Origin of the sequence: Jejuia pallidilutea, from assembly GCF_002973595.1 — a bacterium.
Lineage (GTDB): Bacteria > Bacteroidota > Bacteroidia > Flavobacteriales > Flavobacteriaceae > Jejuia > Jejuia pallidilutea.
In genome coordinates, this window is record NZ_PVEO01000003.1 from 210,772 (window position 1) to 230,530 (window position 19,759).

15 protein-coding genes are annotated in these 19,759 nt (G+C 34.3%); 11 read left to right on the top strand and 4 right to left on the bottom strand.

The window, feature by feature from the left end; genetic code table 11:
- Nucleotides 1–12: 12 nt before the first annotated feature.
- Nucleotides 13–2,442: a hypothetical protein gene (locus tag CLV33_RS07000; RefSeq protein ID WP_105473289.1), complete on the bottom strand. Its 2,430-nt coding sequence runs from the start codon at nt 2,440–2,442 to the stop codon at nt 13–15.
- Between the two features lie 140 nt (nt 2,443–2,582).
- Here CLV33_RS07000 and CLV33_RS07005 point away from each other — a divergent pair, with 140 nt between their 5' ends.
- The 4 genes from CLV33_RS07005 (at nt 2,583) to CLV33_RS07020 (ending at nt 5,639) form a co-directional block, all read left to right on the top strand.
- On the top strand, nt 2,583–3,323 hold the full coding sequence (locus CLV33_RS07005) for a prolipoprotein diacylglyceryl transferase (protein ID WP_105473290.1): 741 nt from the start codon (nt 2,583–2,585) through the stop codon (nt 3,321–3,323).
- Nucleotides 3,320–3,847, top strand: a complete 528-nt coding sequence (locus CLV33_RS07010) for a hypothetical protein (protein ID WP_105473291.1) — start codon at nt 3,320–3,322, stop codon at nt 3,845–3,847. Before CLV33_RS07005 ends, CLV33_RS07010 begins: the two co-directional genes overlap by 4 nt.
- Before the next feature lie 191 nt (nt 3,848–4,038).
- Nucleotides 4,039–5,433: a radical SAM protein gene (locus CLV33_RS07015; protein WP_105473292.1), complete on the top strand. Its 1,395-nt coding sequence runs from the start codon at nt 4,039–4,041 to the stop codon at nt 5,431–5,433.
- A complete protein-coding gene (locus CLV33_RS07020; protein WP_211297543.1) occupies nt 5,430–5,639 on the top strand; it encodes a hypothetical protein in 210 nt (69 codons plus the stop codon). The genes CLV33_RS07015 and CLV33_RS07020 overlap by 4 nt, the downstream gene beginning before the upstream one ends.
- Before the next feature lie 9 nt (nt 5,640–5,648).
- On the opposite strand, the gene CLV33_RS07025 is transcribed toward CLV33_RS07020, so the two are convergent.
- From CLV33_RS07025 to CLV33_RS07035, 3 genes are all read right to left on the bottom strand, one after another.
- The gene (locus CLV33_RS07025) at nt 5,649–6,242 is read right to left on the bottom strand and encodes an SOUL family heme-binding protein (RefSeq protein WP_105473294.1); all 594 of its coding nucleotides are present in this window, start codon (nt 6,240–6,242) and stop codon (nt 5,649–5,651) included.
- Between the two features lie 27 nt (nt 6,243–6,269).
- The gene (locus tag CLV33_RS07030) at nt 6,270–6,653 is read right to left on the bottom strand and encodes a DUF4345 domain-containing protein (protein ID WP_105473295.1); all 384 of its coding nucleotides are present in this window, start codon (nt 6,651–6,653) and stop codon (nt 6,270–6,272) included.
- Nucleotides 6,654–6,714: 61 nt separating this feature from the next.
- Nucleotides 6,715–7,938 carry a M20/M25/M40 family metallo-hydrolase gene (locus tag CLV33_RS07035; protein ID WP_105473296.1) on the bottom strand — a complete coding sequence of 408 codons (1,224 nt, stop codon included), beginning with the start codon at nt 7,936–7,938 and terminating at the stop codon, nt 6,715–6,717.
- Between the two features lie 54 nt (nt 7,939–7,992).
- On the opposite strand from CLV33_RS07035, the gene CLV33_RS07040 reads away from it, so the two are divergent.
- From CLV33_RS07040 to glgB, 7 genes are all read left to right on the top strand, one after another.
- A complete protein-coding gene (locus CLV33_RS07040) occupies nt 7,993–9,093 on the top strand; it encodes a TolB family protein (RefSeq protein WP_105473297.1) in 1,101 nt (366 codons plus the stop codon).
- Nucleotides 9,094–9,228: 135 nt separating this feature from the next.
- The gene (gene lepA / locus CLV33_RS07045; RefSeq protein ID WP_042240304.1) at nt 9,229–11,025 is read left to right on the top strand and encodes a translation elongation factor 4; all 1,797 of its coding nucleotides are present in this window, start codon (nt 9,229–9,231) and stop codon (nt 11,023–11,025) included.
- 578 nt (nt 11,026–11,603) lie between these two features.
- Nucleotides 11,604–12,806 (top strand): glycogen synthase, encoded by a 1,203-nt coding sequence (gene glgA / locus CLV33_RS07050; RefSeq protein ID WP_105473298.1) that lies wholly within the window; start codon nt 11,604–11,606, stop codon nt 12,804–12,806.
- A gap of 28 nt (nt 12,807–12,834) precedes the next feature.
- Nucleotides 12,835–14,103, top strand: a complete 1,269-nt coding sequence (locus CLV33_RS07055; protein ID WP_105473299.1) for a glucose-1-phosphate adenylyltransferase — start codon at nt 12,835–12,837, stop codon at nt 14,101–14,103.
- Nucleotides 14,104–14,136: 33 nt separating this feature from the next.
- The gene (locus CLV33_RS07060) at nt 14,137–16,077 is read left to right on the top strand and encodes an alpha-1,4-glucan--maltose-1-phosphate maltosyltransferase (protein ID WP_105473300.1); all 1,941 of its coding nucleotides are present in this window, start codon (nt 14,137–14,139) and stop codon (nt 16,075–16,077) included.
- Nucleotides 16,078–16,080: 3 nt separating this feature from the next.
- Nucleotides 16,081–17,700 (top strand): maltokinase N-terminal cap-like domain-containing protein, encoded by a 1,620-nt coding sequence (locus CLV33_RS07065; RefSeq protein WP_105473301.1) that lies wholly within the window; start codon nt 16,081–16,083, stop codon nt 17,698–17,700.
- Between the two features lie 9 nt (nt 17,701–17,709).
- Entirely contained in the window at nt 17,710–19,617 is a 1,908-nt protein-coding gene (glgB, locus tag CLV33_RS07070) for a 1,4-alpha-glucan branching protein GlgB (protein WP_105473302.1), read from the top strand.
- The last annotated feature ends 142 nt before the right edge of the window (nt 19,618–19,759 follow it).

Below are 19,759 nucleotides of genomic sequence, written 5' to 3' on the forward strand. Positions count from 1 at the left end.
GCTAAAAAAATGCTATTCTTCGATAGTGTAATAGGTGTTAACCACAATAGGAATGCCATTAGCTGTAATGCCTTCTAAAGTTATTTTTACATTGGTTTCTACTGCGGTGTTATAGTAAATACCATTAAATACCCCTGTTTTATCAGGATGAACATAAGGATTCCAGTATACTGTATTACGTATGGCGTCTTCTTTGTGTTCCTCAGAATTTTCATAATTCAAATCTGGAGTGTAAAAAATACGTGCTTGATGGTATCCGTTGATTTGTGTCTCTATAACTTGTAAATTTTCTTTAGTTTGCCCTGTTATATTTCGCTTTGTATAAATAATAATAGCGCCATTAGAGGCCTCGTTACCAAAAATCATTGTAGCTCTGGGGCCATTGGAAGCCTCTAGTTTAAGGATATCATCTGGTAAAAGAAAGTCTAAATCGCTAACGTAATCTGTTCTTTTCCCATTAATAACTAACAAGGCTGGACCAGAATTTCTAATAAATCTAAAACCTGATTCTTCTTCAAAAACTACATTTGGAATTGTAGCTTCAATTAACTGATAAACATTAGCGTAAGTAGGTGAATTTTCATCTATATCGAATGAGTAATCTAGTTTTCCGTAAAAACTTGGAGTCGGTTTTTTTTTGGCAACAATTTCAATTTCATCTAGAATATTTTCTGGATCTACCTTAAATTCTACATGTTTTTTATAAATATTTTGTGCAATTGTTGTGTTTTGCGACATGCTTCTTAAAGCATTACGTCCGCCTTTATAATCAGTAGTAATAGGTGCTTTGAAAATAGAATCTAGAACTAACATTCCTGTTTCTTTACCGTTTTTGTTGGTAGTTTTTAAATGTATCCGGTTGGTCCCTATTATATCTAAATTTTCAAATTTAAATTCGCCTTTAGAATTTGTAATAGCATTAAGAGACTTAAGGCTTCTTTTGCCTATTAGCGATAAAGATACCGTATTGCCTATTACTGGTTTTTTACCAAAAATCTTTTTTACAATTCCTGTTATGTTAATTCCTTTTTCAACGTTGTACTTGCGGTTGTTATCTAGCTTGTAGTGTTGTTTCCACAAAAAATCTCTCCACCCTTGGGTTAAAAGTAATATATCTAAATACTGAAGCCTGTTTGGATTATTAGGATTAAAATAATATCCTGGATTATATACATCGCCTTTAATATCTGACTCCATTAGGAAATACGAACTAATATTTGTTCCGTAAGCACTTGCTTTTTCTGCGCCATTAAGATCTATTCCTGCTATTGAAAAACTAGCAGCTACAGCTTCACCAAAACTATTTTTTGAAGATACACTAATGGCTACCTTTTCTTTAGGTTTATAAATTGTTTTATTTGTGCTTACCTTAACCTTTACATCTTTATTTTTTTCTACATACACCAGCCTTTCGCTTTGTGGGCGTAATGCATCATCTAATAATGTAATTTGATTAATACCCTCTGGTAGATTATCTTCAGGCAACTCAATAAACAGCTTGTTGTCAGTTAGTTCTAGTGTTTCAACAAAATAGGTTACCCCTCTAGAGCTGTAACTAATTGTTATTGGTTTTTTGGAATACTTTAGCAGGGTTTCAGCATTGGTTTGTATGGAGATAATTTTTTTACCTTTTACAACTTTATAGCCTAAACTAAAGCCTTCATTTATAATACTAGGAAGCGGCTCTTTAGTTTCATCTTGATTGGTTGTAGTAACCTTAGCGAAATAGTTTTTACCACTAGTAGGCTTTAATTGGAATTTCCCCATACCGTCGTGTACGCTGGAAAAAAAGGTAATAATTTCTCCTTTTTCATCTAAAATTTGACCTTGAACTTGTATTGGGTTTCCATTTAAATCAACAGCTTTAAAAGCTACTACGCTTGAGACATTTTTTAAAAGAGAACCTCCCTCGGGGAAAAACTGAATATTAAATTTTGGTTTTTTAATTTCGGGAGTATTCTTATCTCCACTAGTTATAGCCGTATTAACTGTTTTAGGAATGGCATTATAAATATCTAAGACTTCTATTTCTTTCTTAAAAACAAAATCCTCTCCAAAATTACGCATCCAATTTGTGTACGCTTTTATTTGATATTTTCCTGGTTTTACTCCTAATTTTTCAGTTAGTTTAAAATCGCCGTTGCCCAAACCCGCTACTAATCTTGTATGATTACGGGCAATTATTTTAGAATCTGAAGAAATTAATTCTACATATAAAATTTTACTATTATCAAACAATAAATTATTATGCGCATAGACCGTATATGTTTTATACCATAATGTTTCTCCTAAGGTATAAGTTGTTCTATCGGTATGTACATATGTTTTTTCTATCTCTAAATTTAAGTTGTTGTTTTGGGCGCTTAAAAAAGTTGTAAGAACAACAAATACTAAAAAAATGTTTTTTGTTTGCTTTTTAATCCTTGTAAGGGTTTTTAACATAGATAGTTTAATTATATGTTACAATATTAACGTTTATGACTTTAAAAACTAGTAAAGGTTTAAAACTTGTGCTATTGCAGACCGTATAATTTATCGTTCTGCTTCGTACAAAACATCTATATTTATAAAAAAATAGACTATTGCAAATCCCTTTCGAACCTCAATTATTTGGCTATAACATAAACGTGCATCTGGTTTTAGAATATCTTGCATTTTTTGTGGCGTTTAGATATTATGTGGTTTTAAGGCGGAAATATAGAGACCATATTTCCTCAAATAACCGCTTATCAATTATTCTTGGGGCTGCTTTGGGTGCATTAATTGGCTCTAGATTGGTGGGCATTTTGGAAAATCCTGTTTTTGAATTGTCGCAACAAAATATCATTCAACTGTTGAACACCAAAACCATTATGGGTGGTTTGTTTGGGGGACTTTTAGGCGTAGAAATGGCTAAAAAAATTATAGGTGAAACCCAATCGTCTGGAGACTTGTTTGTGTTTCCTATTATTTTGGGCATTTTTATTGGACGTATTGGTTGTTTTTTGTCTGGTGTAAACGAATTTACTTATGGTAACGCAACATCATTTTTTATGGGAATGGATTTAGGCGATGGTGTGCTGCGTCATCCTACTTCACTATACGAATTGGTATTTTTAATTATTTTGTTTTTGGGTTTGAAACAGCTTCATAAGCATAGAAACCTGAAAAATGGCGACCTCTTTAAATGGTTTATGATCTTGTATTTTACGTTTCGGTTTTTTATTGAATTTTTAAAACCTAATGTGTTTTATGTGTTTGGACTAAGTACAATTCAAATTTTATGTGTAGTTTGTTGGTTTTATTACTATAAATTTCTTTTTAGGATAAAATTCAAATTATGAAGATATTACAAGTTTTCGTTTTTTTCGTTTCAATCAACCTAATCTCACAAGATAAATTTTCATTTAATGAAAATGGGGTCAATCCAGCTTACATTGTCAATAATGTTAAATCAAAAACTCAAGAAGAGTTATTTACAGGGTCTGTTAAATGGGTAAAAAAAACATATTTAAATCCAGATGTTGAAATAAATACTCAAATTAAGAATGAAGAAATTAGATTTACTGGTATTGAAAAAGCGTGTCTAAAATATAAAGCCCTAGGTATAGAATACTCAGAGGATTTGAAATATGTTATTTCTGTCTCTTTTAAGGAAGGTCGTTATAAGTTTGAGCCTATTTTACTTGAAACTAGAAGTGCTTCTGGTTGGACAAAAATTAATCCAAAATACTATTACAAGAAAAACGGTAAAATTAAAAAAATTGTTAAGGACTATCCACAAATAATAAGTAACCTTTTGAATTCTATTAATAATAAACTTTTGAACTTTTTAATAAATGGTAGTAAAAACAAAGATGATTGGTAATTAATCCTTTGGTAGAGTTTTATTATTTTGAATCGCAAAATCAGATGTGCTTAATGCTTTACTATAAGTTAGCAAACACTCCCGCGTTAAGGATTGAGGCATTTGTTGAAGCTCTCCCGCCTTTTGCGGGAAGCGACTGCCGAAAGCCTGACCTGACCTTAGGAGGGTAACGCCCAAATAAAAATTATTTTATGCCAACAAGAAATTATACCTATTACGATTTTACCTTAAGCCTTTGCCCTGAATGTTTACGGCGTGTGGATGCTAAAATTGTGTTTGAAAATGGTAATGTGTACATGCTAAAACGTTGCAATGAACATGGAAATTCTAAGGTATTAATTGCCGACGATATTGCCTATTACAAAAACATTAGGAACTACAATAAACCAAGTGAAACGCCATATAAATTTAACACACAAACGCACTATGGTTGCCCGTATGATTGTGGCTTGTGCCCAGACCATGAGCAACATTCGTGCTTAACGGTTGTGGAAGTTACAGACCGATGTAATTTAACCTGCCCCACGTGTTATGCGGGATCGTCGCCCACTTATGGGCGACATCGTACTTTAGACGAGGTGAAGGCAATGCTCGATACTATTGTGAGGAATGAAAAGGAGCCTGATGTGGTGCAAATTTCGGGTGGCGAACCAACCATACACCCACAGTTTTGGGAAATTATGGATTATGCCAAATCGCTACCTATTAGGCATTTAATGCTGAATACAAACGGGATTAAAATTGCTAAGGATATTGCTTTCGCGGAACGCCTTAAAACTTACGCGCCTGATTTTGAAATTTATTTACAGTTTGATTCGTTTGAAAATAGTGTATTGCAAGAATTGCGTGGTGCTGATTTATGGGATATTCGAGCACAGGCCTTGGAGAATTTGAATGCCTTGAACTTATCTACCACCTTGGTGGTAACCCTCCAAAAAGGCTTGAACGATCATGAGATTGGAAAAATTATAGACTACGCTTTACAACAAAAATGTGTGCGCGGTGTAACGTTTCAGCCCACACAAATTGCGGGAAGATTAGAGAATTTTAATCCTGAAACAGACAGGATGACCCTTACCGAAGTACGCCGAAAAATTATGGAACAAACGGATATTTTTAATCCGGACGATTTGTTGCCTGTACCTTGCAATCCTGATGCTTTAGTAATGGGGTATGCCTTAAAATTGGATGGTGAAGTGTTTCCGTTAACGCGCTACATTAACCCGAATGATTTGTTGGACAACAGTAAAAACACCATTATTTACGAGCAAGACGAACAGCTTCATGGCAAAATGATTGAACTGTTTAGCACTGGTAATTCCGTGGAGGTTGCCGAAGAAAACCTAAAAAGTATTATGTGCTGCTTGCCAAATATTGATGCGCCAAACTTAGGTTACGATAATTTATTTCGTATTATTATCATGCAATTTATTGATGCTTATAACTTTGATGTGCGCGCCATTAAAAAATCGTGTGTACATATTGTGAATAAAGACAATAAAATTATTCCTTTTGAAACCATGAATTTGCTTTATAGGGATGAAAAAAAAGAACGACTGGAAGCACTAAGAAACGAGATTATATGATACATGTATTAAGTCCGAATATGAATTTTGATGGTTTAATATTGATGATTGTTGCCATTATGTTCGGTCCTGCAATTTTATTGGCTATTATTGGAGCGATATTACTTAAAAACAATAAAAAAGCAGCTAAAGTTTTTTTTATACTCGCTGCCGTATACCTTATTATAAGTTTAGGCGTTTGTGGTGCCTTAATTGCTGGTTTTTAAAAAATAGAACTATTGTAGTTCTACAACAACTTCGTTTTTTCTATGTATCATTTCGAAAGGCGCATTATAACCAAAAAAATAAAATGTATTGGTATGTTTAATAGCCTTAGCCTCTAAAGCAGCTTTTAATTTAGATTTATACCGTTCTATTTTTTCTGAATTTGCCCACCCGCCAAATGTTATAGCTGCCATAGTTTTTGCTGGCATGTCTTTAAATTCTATATCTTTTTTATTTGGTGCCGGTAAATCGTCTTTTTTAAATTGTCGCGGCACCATAAATAGCATTGTTGTAGAATCCTCTAAGGTCATAGCCACCGGCGATGTCATTGCTATTTTTTTATTTTCTTTATTATCTCCAAAAATATAACCTGCTAAGACTGAAAATCCTTCACTCGATGCCTTTTTATAATTACTGCTGTTAAGTTTTACCGAAGTGAACAATGAGGCTTCGTACTTTCTAATCTCAATATCGTCGTAGCTTTTTACTAGTGTATACGGATAGGTTTCTATACCACTTTGTACACTGTAATAATAAATAATTTGCGCTATAAAAAATAATGCTACAATGCTTCCTAAGATAATGAGTATTGTTTTTAATTTCATAACAATGGATTTTACCCTAAGATACAATTATTTAAAGCGACTTAATACCCAAAGACCGTAAAACCCAAGTACAAGTTCTCCAAAAGTTCCAAAAACAAAAGCAAATGTAGGAGTACCATCTAAAACAAAACTTAGCAACCTACCAAAACCTAAACCCAACATAAAAACTACATTACTAACCAAGGCCAGTTTTAAATAATTCGATTTACATATGCCCAAAATCCAAAGTATAGAAAACCCCAAATACAACCCCATAATTGCTTTAAAGAAGTTATGCTCGTCAGTAGTATTTAAATGAATATTGAATTGCTTACTTGGATTAAAACCGTAAACAAAAGATACAGGCACAACAATGAACACCGAAATAATTAGATGTATTTTATTGATGAACCCTTCTTTTGTTCTAGTCATATTAATTTTTTTATTGAGACCTCGCAGGCTTTAAAATCTGCGAGATCTTTCTAAAAACATTTTAAAAGTTAATCTCAGCCTCAACCATTTCACCTTTTCTGTTTACTATAACTTTAGTTTTATCGCCCTTTTCAAAAGTGGCTAACACTTTCATGTAGCTCATCATATCTACAACGGCACTATCGCCAAGTTTCACCACAATATCGCCTTTTTGCAATCCTGCTTTTTGTGCTGGCTTGTCTTCACTTAAACCATCAATTCGCATACCCTTTCCGTCAAACATATAATCTGGTATTACGCCTAAACCCACTTTAAATCTTGGGGTTTCTTCACTTTCATTTTTAGTTTTTCTAAATGGCAATTTGCCGTTATCGTCTAAATCTGAAATCACTTCAAAAATATAATTAGAAATGGTTTGCATACCTTGGTAATTCAACTTATCGAAATCGTCACTGGGTTTGTGATAATCTTCGTGTTGTCCCGTAAAAAAGTGTAACACAGGAATATCTGCATTGTAAAACGACGTGTGATCGCTAGGACCAATACCAGATTCTTTTACAATTAATTTAAAGCTATTGTTATGTGCCTTCAGCGTTTGTTTTAAAATGGGCGATGTACCAACACCATAAACTGCCAAAGTACTATCGGCCTTCAGTCTACCCACCATATCCATATTTATCATATAATTCACTTTCTTGGTGTCTATGGTTGGGTTTTTCACAAAATAGTTAGACCCCAACAAGCCCATTTCTTCACCAGAAAATGCCATAAAAAGATAGTTGTTATTGGTGTTTTTACCTTTAAGCTTTTCAGCCAAATTTAACATTACGGCTACACCGCTAGCATTATCATCAGCTCCATTATGTATTGCTTTTTCGCCTCTATGTAACGATCCTTCTGCGCCGTAACCTAAATGGTCGTAGTGCGCTCCTATAACAATGGTATTTTCGGCATTATTATTCAAATATGCCAAAACATTTGTACCTGTTATTGTGCTGTCCCCATCCTTTACAGTATAAGTAACGGTTTGGTGCGGATTGGTTTTTGGTTTAAAAGAAAATGTTTGAAAATAACCACTGGTACCTTTCTGCTCTAAGCCTAAGTTCTCAAAACGATTTGCAATATAATTTGCCGCAATTCTTTCGCCATCAGTCCCTGTTTGCCTTCCTTCTAAGGAGTCCGCAGACAAAAAAACAACATCATCCTGTATCGTCACCGGTGCTACTGTTTTGGTTTTACAAGCACTTAGTACAAGTAAAAAAAGAAGTATCGCTATGTATTTCATAGTTTTAAGTATTAATTTTGTTCAAATTTAATCAATACCCATAACATTTTTAGAATGAAATATTTTTCGCTTATAATTTGCATCGTATGTCTTTTTAATTGTAAAAACGAAAAGAAGCAAACTACAAAAACCATAAATGAAACTGTTAAGGTCCAAGACTCTCTAATTTATCCAGGTGAAAAACACTTTAAATCTATAAGACAGGTAACTTTTGGTGGCGATAATGCCGAGGCTTATTGGAGTTTTGATGATAAACAAATTGTGTTTCAATCTAACAACAAGAAATGGAATGTAAGCTGCGACCAAATGTTTTTAATGAATGCTAACGACACGTTTACCGATAGCATAGCACCGCCTATGGTTTCTACAGGAAAAGGGCGTACCACTTGCTCTTATTTTTTACCAGACAACAAGCACATAATTTACGCATCAACACATTTAGGTGACGAAAAATGCCCAGAAACACCCTTGCGAAAAAACGGAAAATACATATGGCCTGTGTATGATACCTACGATATTTTTGTGGCAGATTTACAAGGCAATATTGTAAAACAACTAACCAACGAAAAGGGCTATGATGCAGAACCAACCGTATCGCCTAAAGGAGATAAAATAGTTTTTACATCAACACGAAGTGGCGATTTAGAATTGTACACCATGAATTTAGATGGAAGCAACGTAAAACAAATAACTAACGCATTAGGGTATGACGGTGGCGCCTTCTTTTCACCAGATGGAACCAAAATTATCTTTAGGTCTTCGCGACCTAAAACAGAACAAGAAATTAAAGAGTACAAAGAATTATTGGCCGAAGGTTTAGTTGAACCCACCGATATGGAACTTTATATTTGTAATGCAGACGGAAGTGATTTACGACAGTTAACCGATTTAGGCAATGCCAATTGGAGTCCGTTTTTTCATCCTTCAGGAAAAAAAATATTGTTTTCTTCAAATTTTGAAGCAGAACGCGGGTTTCCATTTAATTTATACCTAATCGATATTGATGGTAAAAATTTAGAACGCGTTACCCATAGCGAAACGTTTGATGCGTTTCCTGTGTTTTCCAACGATGGAAAGTATCTTGCGTTTTCTTCTAACAGAAACAATGGTGGCGGACGCGACACCAACCTTTTTATCGCTGAGTGGCAGGACTAAGAGTATAGGTGTTCTAAAATAAATAAATCGTAATGTAAATTTATTTATTAACGAATTACAACACTAATTTTAAAAGTATATTTAGCACAATAATTAACTTATCTTTGCGAAATCTTTTTATGAAGATTATTGACTATGAAAAACATCAGGAATTTTTGCATTATTGCACATATAGATCACGGTAAGAGTACACTTGCAGATCGGTTATTAGATTATACAGGCTCTGTAACCGCTAGAGAAAAGCAAGACCAATTGCTTGATAATATGGATTTAGAACGCGAACGTGGTATTACTATAAAGTCGCATGCCATACAAATGGACTATGAATATAAAGGTGAAAAATATGTTTTAAATTTAATTGATACGCCTGGTCACGTAGATTTCTCTTATGAAGTTTCAAGATCTATTGCTGCTTGCGAGGGTGCCCTTTTAATTGTTGATGCTGCCCAAAGTATTCAAGCACAAACCATATCTAATTTATACTTAGCGTTAGAAAACGACTTGGAAATTATTCCTGTGTTAAACAAAGTAGATTTACCAAGTGCAAACCCTGAAGAGGTTACCGATGATATTGTAGATTTATTAGGTTGCGATGCCGCAGAAGTAATTCATGCCAGTGGAAAAACGGGATTTGGGGTAGATAATATTTTAGAAGCTATTATTGAACGTATTCCAGCACCAAAAGGCGATGTAAACGCACCATTACAAGCTTTAATTTTCGATTCGGTTTACAATACGTTTCGTGGTATTGAGACCTACTTTAGAGTATTTAATGGTGAAATTAAAAAAGGCCAACACATTAAATTTGTGGCTACCGGTAAAGACTATTATGCCGATGAAATTGGTACCTTAAAACTTACCCAAGTTGCAAAACAAAGTGTAAAAGCAGGAGATGTTGGTTACTTAATAACAGGTATAAAAACAGCAAAAGAGGTAAAAGTAGGCGATACCATTACCGATTTTGCAAAACCCACTACCAATATTGTAGAAGGTTTTGAAGATGTAAAACCTATGGTATTTGCTGGTATTTATCCTGTAGATACAGAAGATTACGAAGATTTGAGAGCATCGATGGAAAAACTACAGCTAAACGATGCCTCTTTGGTATTTCAACCAGAGAGTTCTGCTGCCTTAGGCTTTGGGTTTCGTTGTGGTTTCCTAGGTATGCTTCACATGGAAATTATACAAGAACGTTTAGAGCGCGAGTTTGATATGACGGTGATTACTACTGTGCCTAACGTATCATACCATGCTTATACCAATAAAACGCCAGATGAAGCTATTATTGTAAATAACCCATCTGATTTACCCGAACCTTCTACACTTAATCGTGTTGAAGAACCTTACATAAAAGCAACCATAATTACAAAAGCCGATTTTGTGGGTAATGTAATGTCGTTATGTATTGAAAAACGTGGCATTATTGTAAACCAAACGTATTTAACAACCGAACGTGTTGAACTAATTTTTGAAATGCCATTGGCAGAAATCGTCTTTGATTTTTACGATAGGCTAAAAACCGTATCTAAGGGTTATGCGTCTTTTGATTATCATCCTATAGGTATGAAACAATCTAAATTAGTACGTTTAGATATTTTATTAAATGCCCAACCTGTTGATGCGCTTTCGGCGTTAATACATGCTGATAATGCGCAACATATTGGTAAAAAGATGTGTGAGAAATTAAAAGAATTAATTCCACGTCAGCAATTTGATATTCCTATTCAAGCGGCTATTGGCGCAAAAATTATTTCTCGTGAAACAGTAAAAGCATTGCGTAAAGATGTTACCGCAAAATGTTACGGTGGTGATATTTCGCGTAAACGTAAGCTTTTAGAAAAGCAGAAAAAAGGTAAAAAACGCATGCGACAAGTAGGTAATGTAGAAATCCCTCAGCAGGCATTTATGGCGGTTTTAAAACTTAATGATTAATAATTCCTTTACAAAAAGAAACCTAAAGCTTTTAAACATTAAAAGAAAAAATTATTTACAGAATATTTTAATACGCTTGTAATACACTAAATTATTTTCAAAAACCTCTTTTTTTTTTGAATAATATAGCTCCTTTTGGTTTTCTTCACAATTTTTAAGTAAATCGTTAATATTCTTCAATGGTATTTATTATAAATGCTAAATTTTTATTAATAATGCTTTGTTAGGTAAAAAACACTTTTTTTTCTGCAAAAGTCTTTAGAACTAAAATTGTTAATAAATTATTTTGTAATTTACATCTCTAGCTTAGCGCCTTTAAAAGCTAAACTGTCAGAAATCCCAAAAATACTGTGTTCTAGCTGTTTGTTACCATTAAACGTTAGCTCTAAAACATCTAAAATTGTTATTAACAATTTCGCATAGTTTTAGGCTGTATTTTATTATATTTCAAACGCTTACAACGTTCTTAAACCAATTTAATAATTTTTAAAATAATACTGATTAAGAGGGATAAAGTGTACTTTAAATTCCTTTTTTTTGAAGATGTTTTTTTAAAATAAAATTCACAATATTTCTTTATGAAAGCACTTTTTTACACAAGAGAATTTCCACCATACGTTTACGGTGGCGCCGGGGTACATGTTGAATATTTAGCTGATGAATTATCTAAATTAATGGACTTAGATGTGCGTTGTTTTGGCGACCAAGATTCTAAAAGTGGTAACTTAAGTGTAAAAGGGTTTCCTTTTGAAGATGGTGTTTTTAAAAATTCAGACGATAAGCTAAAATCGGTTTTTAAAACCCTTAGCACCTGTTTAGAAATGAATGCCGAGGCTGTAGATGCCGATGTAGTGCATTGCCACACCTGGTACGCACACTTTGCAGGTATTGTATCAAAACTATGTTATGGCACACCTTTGGTAATTACCACACATTCCCTAGAACCATTGCGCCCGTGGAAACGCGAACAATTGGGTAGAGGTTACGATGCGTCTTCTTGGGTTGAAAAAACCGCCATAGAAATGGCAGATGCCTTAATTGCAGTTTCAGAAGAAACTAAAGACGATGTTATAAAACATTTTAATGTTGATGAAAACAAGGTTAAAGTAATTTACAACGGTATTAATTTGCAGCAATATGTACAAACATCAGAAACATCAACTTTAGATGCTTATGGTGTTGATAAAACAAAACCTTATGTGCTTTTTGTTGGTAGAATTACGCGACAAAAAGGCATTATTCACTTGGTAAATGCTATAAAATATATAGATCCAGATACGCAAATTGTATTGTGTGCCGGCGCACCAGACACCAAAGCAATTGGTAAGGAAATGGAGGATGCCGTAAACGAAGTAAAGAAAACGCGCAACAACGTGATTTGGATTGATAAAATGGTAACTAAAGAAGAAATCATTCAGCTATACTCCCATGCCGCTGTTTTTTGTTGTCCTTCAATTTATGAACCCTTTGGTATTATAAATATTGAAGCCATGGCATGTAATACAGCCGTTGTAGCAAGTGCGGTAGGAGGTATAAAAGAAGTGGTGGTTGATGGTGAAACTGGTATTTTAGTACCTTTAGAACAACAAACAGAAGCACCTTTTGAGCCTATTAACCCTGATAAATTTGCAAGAGATTTAGCCAATGGTATCAACAAAGTAATAAATGATAAAGACTTAAGAAATTCCATGGCCAAAAAAGGCAGAAAACGTGTAGAAGAACATTTTGATTGGGTAGCCATTGCAAAACAGGTAGAATCATTATATAAGTCTTTAATTTAAACTAAAACAGCAATAAAAATAACTAGATATGATAAATAATAAAGTACTTGCCATTATATTGGGCGGCGGACAAGGGTCGAGATTATACCCATTAACCAAGGACAGATCTAAACCAGCAGTACCAATTGCAGGAAAATACCGTTTAGTAGATATTCCTATTTCAAACTGTATTAACTGCGATATTAAACGTATGTATGTATTAACCCAGTTTAACTCTGCTTCGCTAAACCGCCATATAAAAAACACGTATCATTTTAGTTTTTTTAGTACTGCATTTGTTGATGTACTTGCTGCAGAACAAACACCACAAAATAAAACATGGTTTCAAGGAACTGCCGATGCTGTTCGCCAAAGTATGCACCATTTTTTAAGGCATGAATTCGATTATTTTTTAATCCTGTCCGGAGATCAATTATATCAAATGGATTATGATAAAATGATAGATGCCCATGAAAAAAGTGGCGCAGAAATTTCCATTGCCACCATTCCTGTAACAGCCAAAGAAGCAACAGAGTTTGGTATTTTAAAATCTGATGATAAACATACCATCACATCTTTTATAGAAAAGCCTGCCGCTGAGTTACTGCCAGAATGGACATCTGAAGTAAGCGAAGACATGAAACACCAAGGGCGCAATTATTTGGCATCTATGGGAATTTACGTGTTTAACAGAGACTTGCTCACCAAATTAATGGAAAACCCAGACACTAACGATTTTGGAAAAGAAATTATTCCTAATGCTATAGATAAGCATAAAACATTAAGCTATCAATACGAAGGGTATTGGACAGATATTGGAAATATAGACTCCTTTTTCGAGGCTAATATTGGCTTAACAGACGATATTCCTAAGTTTGATTTATACGATAAAAAGAAACGCATTTACACCAGAGCCAGAATGTTACCTACCACCAAGTTATCGGGTACTATTGTAGATAAATCTGTTATTGCCGAAGGTTGCATAATTAGCGCAGCCAAAATAGAAAAATCTGTTATTGGTATTCGCTCTAGAATTGGGGACGAATCTACCGTTATAAACACCTATATGATGGGAAGCGATAAATACGAAACCCTTGAAGAGATACATCGCGACAAAACAGAAATTTTAATAGGAATAGGCCAACGTTGTTTTATTAAAAATGCAATTATTGATAAAAACTGCCGTATTGGAGACGATGTAAAAATTAATGGAGGAAAGCACCTAGAAGATACCGAAACCGATATGTATTTGATTAAAGACGGTATTGTAGTTATTAAAAAAGGCGCTACACTTCCAAAGAAATTCACCATTCAATAAAACATCATATACTTTTTTAACTAACCCATTAATATGCAAGACCAAAGACGAGTTGTAATTGATTATGTGTCACCTAGTGTTAATTGCGGTGATTTTTATATCAAACGTGTTGTAAACGAAATTGTAAACGTAAGAGCTTTTATTTTAGCCGACGGACATGATGTGTTAAGCGCCAGTGTTTTATTTAAGCACGAAAGCGATAAACAGTGGAATGAAACCAGAATGTCCTTAGATTTTAATGATGAATGGCAAACCGCTTTTTCTGTTGAAAAACAAGGGTTTTACGATTATAAAGTTGAAGCTTGGGTAGACTATGCGTTAAATTGGCGACATGGCATTATTAGAAAAATTGAGGATGGGCAATATGTAAATTCTGAATTATTAGAAGGTGCAGAATACATAAACCAAGTTATAAAGAAGGTAACGTTAAATGAAGATAAAGCCTATTTAAAACACTTACAAGATATCTTTAAAAACGAAGATACTTATGGTGAAGCTATAAACGAAGCCACTTCAGATAAGTTGTATAATATTTTTTATAACAATCCCATAAAGTTTTTAGAAAACACATCTAAAACTTATCGAGTTTATGTAGACAGAAAAAAGGCAAGGTTTAGCACTTGGTATGAGTTTTTTCCGCGTTCTGCATCAGAGCATGAAGGCGTTCATGGTACCTTTAAAGACTGTGAAAGATTACTTCCTAGAATTAAAAACATGGGCTTCGATGTGGTGTACTTACCACCCATTAATCCTATTGGAGAAGTAAACCGTAAAGGAAAAAATAATACTACCGAGGCAAAAGAAGGCGATGTTGGGTCTACATGGGGCATTGGTTCTCAATATGGCGGACATAAAGATATTCATCCGCAATTAGGAAGTTTAAACGATTTTAAAGCCTTAATTCAAAAGGCAAAAGAGCAGGATATAGAAATTGCTATGGACTATGCTTTACAGGCTGCTCCAGACCATCCTTGGGTAAAAGAACACCCACAATGGTTTAAATGGCGACCAGATGGCACCGTACAATACGCCGAAAACCCTCCAAAAAAATATCAAGATATTTTACCTATTTATTGGGAGAGCGAAGATTATAAAGCCCTATGGAACGAATGTTTAGATATTTTATTACACTGGATAGATTGCGGGATAGAAATTTTTAGAGTAGATAATCCACACACCAAACCGTTTTATTTTTGGAATTGGATTATTACCAAAGTAAAAGAAAAGCACCCTAACGTTATATTTCTAGCAGAAGCGTTTACCGCACCTAAAGTAATGCAACAACTAGCAAAACAAGGCTACACACAGTCGTATACCTATTTTACATGGCGAAATACCAAGCACGAACTTATTGAATATGTAGAAGAGTTAACCAAAACAGAATTAAGGGAATACATGCAGCCTAATTTCTGGCCAAATACACCAGATATTAACCCGTTTCCACTACAAGGTACAGGCGAATCTAAGCACATGCAGCGCTATGTTTTGGCTGCTACACTAAGCTCTAGTATTGGTATTTACGGTCCTGTTTTTGAATATATGTTATCTGATTCGTTATTAGGAAAAGAAGAATACCTAAATTCTGAAAAATTCCAAATTGCGCATTATAATTGGGATGTTAAAAACAAACTTACTACGGTAATTGCAAAAATAAACTACATAAGGCATAATAATGAGGCGCTTCAACAAACCAATAATATAAAATTCTGTTATGTTGAAAACGATAACTTAATAGTGTTTTATAAGTGGAACAACGCCAAAACCAATCATATTTTTGTAGTAATTAGCCTAGATGCTCACAACTCACAGCAAGGTACAGTACAATTGCCATTACACGAATTGGGCGTACACGCAGGACATCATTTAGAAATGCACGATTTAATAACAGATAATCGTTACAACTGGCAAAACGAATGGAATTTTGTGGAATTACATCCCACTTTACCATTTCATATTTTTAAAATAAACAAGTAATATATGCCTGAAACTTCTTCTAAAACAAATAAAAAAACACCATTGGTTTTTAACGTTGCATGGGAACAACTTCTTGAAGACTCTAACTTCATGTCGGTGTTTTTATCAGATGTTTTAGAAGAGTACATACAAAAACAACGCTGGTATGGAGGTAAAGCCAGCAAGTTAAAATACATAGAGCTTTCAGAATATTTTAGAATTCAACAAAAAGAAGAAGTCTATTATGGCTTAATTTTAGAAGTTGATTTCGTAGAAGCTTTCTACCAGCACTATTTCTTGCCTATTGCTTTTGTAACCGACGAATCGTTAGCTGAGAAAGACAGAATACTTCCTATTTCAATCAATGGAAACGATGGTTACATTATAGATGCCATAAATTTAGAAGCCTTTAGAAAACTTGTTTTTGAGCGTATTATAACAGCAGAACCCGTAGACCGAACCAAAGTAAGGTACCATAAAAGTGCACTGCTTGAAGATCCAGCTTACGAATCTTCTAAATTTATGGGCTTAGAACAAAGCAACACTTCAATAATTTATAATAACTCTTGCGTTTTAAAGTTCTTTAGAAGAATTTATTCTGATAAGAATCCTGATTACGAAATGAGCCGGTATTTATCTGAAAAACAAGAGTATAAAAACACGCCGCCTTACTTAGGTAGCATTAATATTATAGACTCGGAAAAAGATATCATCACCATTGCCTTAATGCAAAAAATGATTCCTAACGAAGGCGATGCTTGGGATTATATGCTAAAAGAGTTTGATAGAATTTTTAGAGCCTTTCTTACCAAAAACATCAATATAAACGATGTACCTAAAACCGAGCAGTTTTTAAAGTTGGGCATTAACGATATTCCGCCTATTTTAATAGATTGGGTAGGTTTAGATTTTTTAAAAAAAATTCAAACCTTAGCAAAACGAACCGCAGAAATGCACGTTGCGCTAGGTTCTGAGTTTGAAGAAATGGCGTTTACACCTGCGCATTACAATGGCGATTACGAGGTATGGTTAAAAAACAGATTGCTGTACCAATTTCAAAACAGATTAAATACCGTTGAAAACAACCTACACAAACTTAATGGTATGGCGCTTGAATTAGCACAAGAATTTTTAGACAAAAAAAATAGCATTAGAAAACGTTTTGTGAATTTTGATTGGACCAAACTAAAAGGCCAACGTATACGAGTACATGGCGATTATCATTTAGGGCAAGTTCTAGTAAAAGACAACGATTTTTATATTTTAGATTTTGAAGGCGAACCCGAAAGCACTATTCGCGATAGAAAAGTAAAACAACCGCCTTTAAAGGATGTAGCTGGTTTATTTAGAAGCTTTCACTATGCTATTTATACCACCATTTTTAATCACCACGAAGATACATCCGAGCAAATTTTTAATGCAGGAGAATTACTTTATGACTATATTACAGGACTATTTTTAGGTAGCTACATCACCAAAGTAAGAGATGCTAATTTAAATATTGGCTACAATCAAGAACGCATATTTCTATTAAAATACGCCTTATTGGAAAAGGCAGTTTACGAGTTAGGATACGAGCTTAATTCGCGCCCGCAGTGGGCAATTATTCCTTTAAAAGGAATTTCAAATATTATAAACAACTAACAACAAGCTATGGCACACGTTAAACCGTACAGTTTATTTACAGAATTCGATATTAACTTATTTAAGGCCGGAAAGCATTTTAGACTATATGAAAAATTTGGGTCGCACCTTGTAACCGTAGATGGTATAGAAGGTGTGTATTTTGCTGTTTGGGCACCTAGCGCTAAACAAGTATCTGTAATTGGCGATTTTAATTATTGGATGGAAGGCGAACATCAACTAAATGTGCGTTGGGATTCTAGCGGAATTTGGGAAGGTTTTATTCCATTGGTAGAAAAGGGCGCCATTTACAAATATAAAATACAAAGTCACCACAACGATGTAAAAACCGAAAAAGCCGATCCTTACGCAAGACGATGCGAACACCCTCCAAAAACCGCGTCTATTGTTTGGGACGACAACTACAAGTGGAAAGACAGTAGCTGGATGAAAAAGCGCAAAAAGAATAATGCTATAGATGCGCCATTTTCTGTATACGAAGTACATTTAGGTTCTTGGAAAAAAAATGTTGAAGAAAATAGGTTTATGTCTTACCACGAATTGGCAGACGATTTGGTAAACTACGTTAAAGAGATGAACTTTACCCACGTAGAATTAATGCCCATTATGGAATACCCTTACGATCCGTCTTGGGGCTACCAACTTACAGGTTATTTTGCACCAACAGCGCGTTACGGCTACCCAGAGGAGTTTAAATATTTAGTAGATAAACTTCACCAAAACGATATTGGAATTATTTTAGATTGGGTGCCATCGCATTTTCCAGAAGACGCGCATGGTTTAGGATTTTTCGATGGCACACATTTATACGAACACCCCGATAGGCGTAAAGGTTATCATCAAGACTGGAAAAGTTTAATTTTTAATTACGAACGCAACGAAGTACGGTCTTTTTTAATTAGTAATGCCATTTTTTGGTTAGACCAATACCATGCCGATGGGTTGCGTGTAGATGCCGTAGCCTCTATGTTGTTTTTAGATTATTCTAGAGAAGATGGCGAGTGGGAGCCAAATATTTACGGTGGTAGGGAAAATTTAGCTGTTATAGATTTTTTAAAACAACTAAACGAAGAAGTTTATGCTTCTTTCCCAGATGTACAAACCATAGCCGAAGAATCTACAGCTTTCCCCATGGTATCTAAACCAACATTTATGGGTGGTTTAGGTTTTGGTATGAAATGGATGATGGGCTGGATGCACGATACCTTAGAGTATTTTAAAAAAGACCCTATTTATAGAAAATACCACCACAACGAAATTACATTTAGTTTAGCTTATGCGTTTACTGAAAATTTTATGCTACCATTATCTCATGATGAAGTAGTGTATGGCAAAAATTCTATTTTAGGAAGAATGCCTGGTGACGAATGGCAGCGTTTTGCAAACCTAAGATTACTATACGGCTATATGTTTACACACCCAGGAACAAAACTATTGTTTATGGGAAGTGAATTTGGACAATACAACGAATGGGATTTTCAAGGTAGTTTAGACTGGAACCTATTAGATTTTAAACCACACCAAGATGCTTTAAACTATTTTAAACATTTAAATAAACTCTACAAATCTACACCTGCACTTTACGAAAAAGGGTTTAGTAGTGAAGGGTTTGAATGGATTAGTTACGACGACCACGAAAACTGCGTAATATCATATATAAGAAAAGGGTACGATGAACAAACGCCAGTGGTAGTGGTGTGTAACTTAACTCCTTCAGTTAGAAAAAGCTATAAAATTGGTGTACCAATTAAAGGTAAATTAGTTGAAATTTTTAATAGTGATGCGGCAGCATTTGGTGGTAGTGGTATTGCCAACAAAAAACAAATTACTATTAAAAAGGAAACTTGGAATGGTAAGGATTTTTCAGCCGAGGTCACCCTTCCGCCATTAGCTATAACCATTTTTGAATTTAAATAATACAACAATAAAACCAATAAAAAATGCGCAATAGTTAGTGCTACTTGCGCATTTTTTATTGAATACCTTGAAAAACAATCACTTCTATATTCAAATTACAGCAATTTAAGGCAACTTTACAGAATTTATTAAAATTATTAAA

Excerpts from the sequence above, each read along its gene's own strand:
- CLV33_RS07020 (WP_211297543.1), top strand. The coding sequence starts at position 5,430 with ATGATACATGTATTAAGTCCGAATATGAATTTTGATGGTTTAATATTG.
- CLV33_RS07010 (WP_105473291.1), top strand. The coding sequence starts at position 3,320 with ATGAAGATATTACAAGTTTTCGTTTTTTTCGTTTCAATCAACCTAATC.
- CLV33_RS07030 (WP_105473295.1), bottom strand. The coding sequence starts at position 6,653 with ATGACTAGAACAAAAGAAGGGTTCATCAATAAAATACATCTAATTATT.
- lepA (WP_042240304.1), top strand. The coding sequence starts at position 9,229 with ATGAAAAACATCAGGAATTTTTGCATTATTGCACATATAGATCACGGT.
- CLV33_RS07000 (WP_105473289.1), bottom strand. The coding sequence starts at position 2,442 with ATGTTAAAAACCCTTACAAGGATTAAAAAGCAAACAAAAAACATTTTT.
- CLV33_RS07035 (WP_105473296.1), bottom strand. The coding sequence starts at position 7,938 with ATGAAATACATAGCGATACTTCTTTTTTTACTTGTACTAAGTGCTTGT.
- CLV33_RS07015 (WP_105473292.1), top strand. The coding sequence starts at position 4,039 with ATGCCAACAAGAAATTATACCTATTACGATTTTACCTTAAGCCTTTGC.
- glgB (WP_105473302.1), top strand. The coding sequence starts at position 17,710 with ATGGCACACGTTAAACCGTACAGTTTATTTACAGAATTCGATATTAAC.
- CLV33_RS07040 (WP_105473297.1), top strand. The coding sequence starts at position 7,993 with ATGAAATATTTTTCGCTTATAATTTGCATCGTATGTCTTTTTAATTGT.
- glgA (WP_105473298.1), top strand. The coding sequence starts at position 11,604 with ATGAAAGCACTTTTTTACACAAGAGAATTTCCACCATACGTTTACGGT.
- CLV33_RS07060 (WP_105473300.1), top strand. The coding sequence starts at position 14,137 with ATGCAAGACCAAAGACGAGTTGTAATTGATTATGTGTCACCTAGTGTT.
- CLV33_RS07055 (WP_105473299.1), top strand. The coding sequence starts at position 12,835 with ATGATAAATAATAAAGTACTTGCCATTATATTGGGCGGCGGACAAGGG.
- CLV33_RS07025 (WP_105473294.1), bottom strand. The coding sequence starts at position 6,242 with ATGAAATTAAAAACAATACTCATTATCTTAGGAAGCATTGTAGCATTA.
- CLV33_RS07065 (WP_105473301.1), top strand. The coding sequence starts at position 16,081 with ATGCCTGAAACTTCTTCTAAAACAAATAAAAAAACACCATTGGTTTTT.